The sequence below is a fragment of the Agathobaculum sp. genome (genome assembly GCF_050946325.1).
Lineage (GTDB): Bacteria > Bacillota > Clostridia > Oscillospirales > Butyricicoccaceae > Agathobaculum.
Window position 1 is genome coordinate 1 of record NZ_JBMNUP010000125.1, and the last position, 5,617, is coordinate 5,617.

The 5,617-nt window shown below is 54.1% G+C and carries 5 protein-coding genes; all 5 read left to right on the forward strand.

The window, feature by feature from the left end:
* Positions 1 to 595: GTPase (locus tag ACOYIE_RS08810; protein WP_433412408.1), on the forward strand; the 595-nt coding region annotated here is incomplete at its 5' end.
* Positions 596 to 679: 84 nt separating this feature from the next.
* Entirely contained in the window at positions 680 to 1,297 is a 618-nt protein-coding gene (locus ACOYIE_RS08815) for an IMPACT family protein (protein WP_433412410.1), read from the forward strand.
* Positions 1,298 to 1,506: 209 nt separating this feature from the next.
* Complete coding sequence (locus tag ACOYIE_RS08820; protein ID WP_433412412.1) at positions 1,507 to 2,511, forward strand: deoxyguanosinetriphosphate triphosphohydrolase; 1,005 nt, start codon at positions 1,507 to 1,509, stop codon at positions 2,509 to 2,511.
* A gap of 46 nt (positions 2,512 to 2,557) precedes the next feature.
* The gene (gene dnaG / locus ACOYIE_RS08825; RefSeq protein WP_433412414.1) at positions 2,558 to 4,324 is read left to right on the forward strand and encodes a DNA primase; all 1,767 of its coding nucleotides are present in this window, start codon (positions 2,558 to 2,560) and stop codon (positions 4,322 to 4,324) included.
* Positions 4,321 to 5,553, forward strand: coding sequence for an RNA polymerase sigma factor RpoD (gene rpoD / locus ACOYIE_RS08830; RefSeq protein ID WP_433412416.1), 1,233 nt, complete (start codon positions 4,321 to 4,323; stop codon positions 5,551 to 5,553). Before dnaG ends, rpoD begins: the two co-directional genes overlap by 4 nt.
* Positions 5,554 to 5,617 lie beyond the last annotated feature (64 nt).

Below are 5,617 nucleotides of genomic sequence, written 5' to 3' on the forward strand. Positions count from 1 at the left end.
TGCGAATATTGAGGCGAATGACCGCCTGTTTGATACGCTGGACCCGACCACGCGCAAAAAGCGTATTTCGGATACGCAGGAGATCCTGCTCAGCGATACGGTCGGCTTTATCCGCAAGCTGCCGCACCATCTGGTGTCGGCGTTTAAGGCCACGCTGGAGGAACTGGCGTACGCCGATCTGCTGCTGCATGTGGTGGATGTTTCCGATGAAGACTGGCAGATTCAGGCGGAAACGGTTGAGGGCGTTGTGGCGCAGCTTGGCGCACAGGAGATTCCCCGCGTTATGGTGTATAATAAAGTGGATAAATGTGACCCGGATGCGGTTCCGTTTTTCAGAGCGGACGAGGGCGTTTGTATTTCGGCCAAGACAGGCGCCGGTACAGACGAATTGCTTGCGCTGATTGAGCGGGTGCTCGGCCGCGGCAAGCATCGGGTTCGCCTGTGCATCCCGTACAGCGATGGCGCGGTGCTTGATATGCTGCACAGGGAAGCGCAGGTGGAATCGACCGACTATGCGGAGAGCGGTACGGTTGTGGAGGCCGTTGTGGACGACAAGACCTATGGCAGGGTTAGTGATTATTTGATTGAGGATTGAGAATGGAGAACGCGGGGACAGAAGAGCCATTCCATTTTCCATTTTGGGAGAGAGGAGGTCTGGACGCTGGCTTCGGACTATTTTGTGCCGTATCTGGATTACGGTGAGGATAAATTTGAAGAAAAGCATTCCAAGTTTACCGGCCGGCTGTGGCGGGTTGAAACGGCGGACGAGGCTGTGGCAAGGGTGAAGCAGATGCGCGAAACGTATTGGGATGCAACGCATAACTGCTGGGCGTATCTGATTCGGGACGGCAGCCTGATGCGTTATTCAGATGACGGAGAGCCGCAGGGAACGGCCGGTATGCCCATTCTGGATGTGCTGCGGCATGAAGGGATGACCAACTGCGTATGCGTGGTGACACGATATTTCGGCGGCATTCTGCTCGGCACAGGGGGATTGGTGCGCGCATATACCAAGGGGGCCCAGCTGGCGGTTGCCGCAGCAGGCGTACAGCGCATGAGCCTGTATTCGGTGCTGCTGCTGGCCTGCCCGTATCATTTATATGAGATTGTTGCCCGCCTGCTGCCCGCATATGACTGCGCGGTGAAGCAGACCGACTATGGTGCAGATGTAACATTGACCTGCACAATCCCCGCAGGCGGCGAGACGGCCCTGAATACGGCGCTGGCGGAGGCGACGGCGGGAACGGTGTATGCCGAAGTGATAGAAACAAAGTTTATGGGACGCCGAACCAAATAAATGAGGCGGGCAGCGTAAGCTGCCCGTCGTTTGGGTTAATGCGCACAGAAAATGCATAAAAAAGATGCGTTTTGACGCAATACATTTGTGCGGATTACAAAAAATACAGCAGAACGAAAAAACTTTGCGAAATTTTCTGAAAAAAAGAGGTTTTTTCAGATTTGTTTCGTATCTAATATTTGTAAGCGATAGAATAGGGGGCAGGCGGTGTGAATACGGTACGGGAACAACAGCAGAGACGTGAGCAGCAAATGCTGGCCGATTGGGCGACAAAATCAATCTATTCGCGCGGCAGGCGGAAACCGATGGAAGAATGTCCCTACCGTACCTGTTTTCAGCGGGACAGGGACAGAATTATCCATTCAAAGGCATTCCGCAGACTGTCCAACAAAACGCAGGTGTTCATCTCACCGGAAGGCGATCATTATCGTGCGCGGCTGACCCATACGCTGGAAGTTGCGCAAATTGCGCGCACGGTGGCCCGGGCGCTTTATCTGAATGAGGATTTGACAGAGGCGATTGCGCTGGGCCATGATTTGGGGCATACTCCGTTTGGACATGCGGGAGAGAGCGCGCTGAATGAGGTTTGTCCGTTCGGTTTTCGGCACAATGAGCAGAGCCTGCGCATGGTAGACCGGATCGAACAGCTCAATTTGACTTACGAGGTACGGGACGGCATCGTCTGCCATACCGGCAGCCAAAAGGCGGATACGCCTGAGGGCCGCATCATTCATTATGCGGACCGTATCGCATACATCAATCACGATATTGACGACGCGCTGCGCGGCGGTCTCATTCGTGTAACAGATATCCCAAAGCGCCTTTTGCAGGAGCTGGGCGATACCCACGGAAAGCGCATTGACACGATGGTGACGGCGATGATTTCCTATGGTCAGGCGCATCGGGAAATCGGCATGGACCCCGCGGTGCATGAGGCGATGATGGAACTGCGTGCATTTATGTTTGCCCACGTTTATCAGGGAACCAGCGCGCAGAGCGAGGAGCAGCGCGCCAAGAACATGCTGCGCAGCCTGTATGGTTATTTTGTGGAGCATCCGGATGAGCTGCCGGCAGATTATTTTGTCCTGATGGCGCAGGGCGAGCCGCTGGAGCGTGTTGTGTGTGACTATATTGCGTGCATGACCGACCGGTACTCGATTTCTACATATAAAAAATTATTTATTCCCAAAAGCTGGAATAAGATTGAAGATTGACGAAAACGGTTAGAATACACAGGAGAACCGGAAAGGAGGGGACAGTGTGCCGTTTGATCGCATGTTTTTGGACGAGCTTGCTGCGCGGAATGATATTGTAGAGATTGTTTCGCAGTATGTGGCGCTGAAGAAAAGCGGGGCGAATTATTTTGGCCTGTGTCCCTTCCATAATGAGAAAACGCCTTCGTTTTCTGTTTCGCCCGATAAGCAGATTTTCCATTGTTTTGGCTGCGGTGCGGGCGGCGGCGTAATCACCTTTGTGATGAAAGCGGAAGGACTGGAATTTCCGGACGCGGTGCGTTTCCTGGCAGCGCGGGCGGGCATGCAGGTGCCAGAGCAGGGAGAGGCCGACCGGCAGGCGGCACAGCACAGAGAACGGCTGTATGCACTGTGCAGAGATGCCGCGCGGTATTTCTACAGTATGCTCTGGCTGCCGGAGAACAGCGATGTGCAGCAGTATTTTCTGAAACGGGGACTGCGCCGGCGTGTGATGAATCAGTTTGGACTTGGCTATGCGCCCGATTCTTTTCATGCGCTGATGGATGCGATGGCAGCCAAGGGATATACGCGCGAAGAACTGCTGGACGCAGGTCTGGTCAGCCGCAGTGAAAAAGGGCACCTTTATGACAGGTTTCGGAATCGCGTCATGTTTCCGATTATTGATGTGCGGGGCAATGTGATCGCTTTCGGCGGGCGGGTGATGGACGACTCCAAACCAAAGTATCTCAATTCACCCGAAACACCGATATTCCACAAGAGCCGCAATTTATTCGCGCTGAACCTTGCCAAAAAGACGAGGAGCGAGTATTTTATTCTGGCAGAGGGATATATGGATGTCATCGCGCTGCATCAGGCGGGATTCGATTCGGCGGTCGCCTCGCTTGGCACATCGCTGACCGAGGAACAGGCGCGCATGATAGCACGCCATACAGGGCAGATCGTTATTTCCTATGATGCGGACGGCGCGGGACAGAGCGCCGCGCAGCGGGCGATTGATATATTGAAAAAGTGTGATTTACAGGTCAGGGTATTGAAAATACCGGGCGCTAAGGACCCAGATGAGTTTATTCGCGAAAAGGGGCCGGATGCGTTCCGAGCGATGATTGAGCGCAGTGAAAATCATAATGCTTACCGTTTGGAACAGATTGCAGCCAAATATGATTTGGAAGATGATGAGGCGCGCGTTTTGTTTCTGCGGGACGCGGCGCGTATGCTGGCAGGCATTGAAAGCGGCGTGGAGCGTGAAATTTATGCCGGACGAGCGGCGAAAATGGCCGGCGTGACTGCGGAGGCGGTCGGAAACGAAGTAAAGCGGGAGCTTGCTATCCGGTTTAGAAAACGCAAAGCGCAGGAACGGCGTGAGATTCGCTCTCCGGTCGGGCTGGCACAGCCCAAAGATCGCTCGCTGGCGTATACCGATATGAAATCAGCAAAAGCGGAAGAAAATGTATTGCGGCTGCTTTTTGCCGACCAAAAGCTGGTGGCTGAAACGGAAAAAAGCCTGCCGCCCGATTGGTTTTCTGCGCCGGTGCTGCGTAAGATATACGAGCGTGTGCTGGCACTTGACCGAGAACGGCAGATTGTTGACATTCTGGCGTTTGAGGGCTGGCTGGAGCAGAATGAAATGGATTTGCTGTCCGGCATACTGGAGCAGGCGGTGCCTGCTGGCAGCCACCGGCAGGATATGGAAGAGTACATAAATACAATACGGATGCAGCGCGTCAAAGATGGTTCGCTCAGAAAAGAGGGTGAGGACCCGCTGCTGACTTTTGGACGTATTAAAAAACAAAACGCGGGAGGACAAACGATATGACGACAAACAACAATGGCGGCGCATCCGAGCAGGCGGTGGATCAGCAGCAGGTGCTGCGCGACCTGCTGGCACTGGGCAAGAAGAACGGCAAGCTGTCGCTGAAAGAAATTGCCGACGCATTGGGTCAGCTTGAGATGGAGAGCGAGGATATTGACAAGCTGTATGAGACCCTTGAAGCGATGGGTGTAGAGATTGAGACGGGCGCCGCATTGGAAAAAGCGCTTGGCGATGATGATGACGAGTCCTTCGAGCCGGAAAATGTGGAAGATGTGGCGGAAGAAGAACTGGTCGACACTTCGGCGATGGCCGAGACGCTGGCGATTGACGACCCTGTGCGCATGTATTTGAAGGAGATCGGCAAGGTCGATCTGTTGTCTCCCGAGGAAGAAATCACGTTGGCGGAGCTGATGCAGCGCGGCAACGAAGCGATTGAGCGCCTGGAAGCAGAGCAGGAAACACTGTCTGAGGAAGAAACGGCGCAGCTGAAAAAGGCGGTAAAGGAAGGCGAAAAGGCGAAGAAGCGTCTTGCCGAAGCGAACCTGAGACTGGTAGTGTCCATTGCAAAGCGCTACGTCGGCCGCGGTATGCTGTTCCTGGATCTGATTCAGGAGGGCAATCTGGGCCTGATCAAGGCGGTAGAAAAGTTTGACAGCAGCAAGGGCTTTAAATTCTCTACCTATGCAACGTGGTGGATTCGCCAGGCGATTACCCGCGCAATCGCCGACCAGGCGCGCACCATCCGTATTCCTGTGCATATGGTGGAGACGATCAACAAGGTGATTCGTGTCTCCCGTCAGCTTTTGCAGGAGCTGGGACATGACCCAAGCCCGGAGGAGATTGCCAAGGAAATGTCCATGCCGGTTGACAGAGTGCGCGATATTCTGAAAATTGCGCAGGAGCCGGTTTCGCTCGAAACCCCGATTGGCGAGGAGGAGGACTCCCACCTGGGAGACTTTATTCCAGACGATGATGCGCCTGAACCGGCGGAGGCAGCCTCGTTTATGCTGCTCAAGGAGCAGCTGGTTGAGGTGCTCAAAACGCTGACCCCGCGGGAAGAAAAGGTGCTGCGCCTGCGTTTTGGCATTGAAGACGGCCATACACGCACGCTGGAAGAAGTCGGCAAGGAATTTAACGTTACCCGTGAGCGTATTCGTCAGATTGAGGCAAAGGCTCTCAGAAAGCTGCGTCACCCGTCTCGCTCCAAGAAGCTGAAGGATTTCCTGAACTGAGGATACCGTTTTTAGGCTCCTGCTGAAAAATGTTTATCATTGATGAAAATGTGGCAGACTGAAT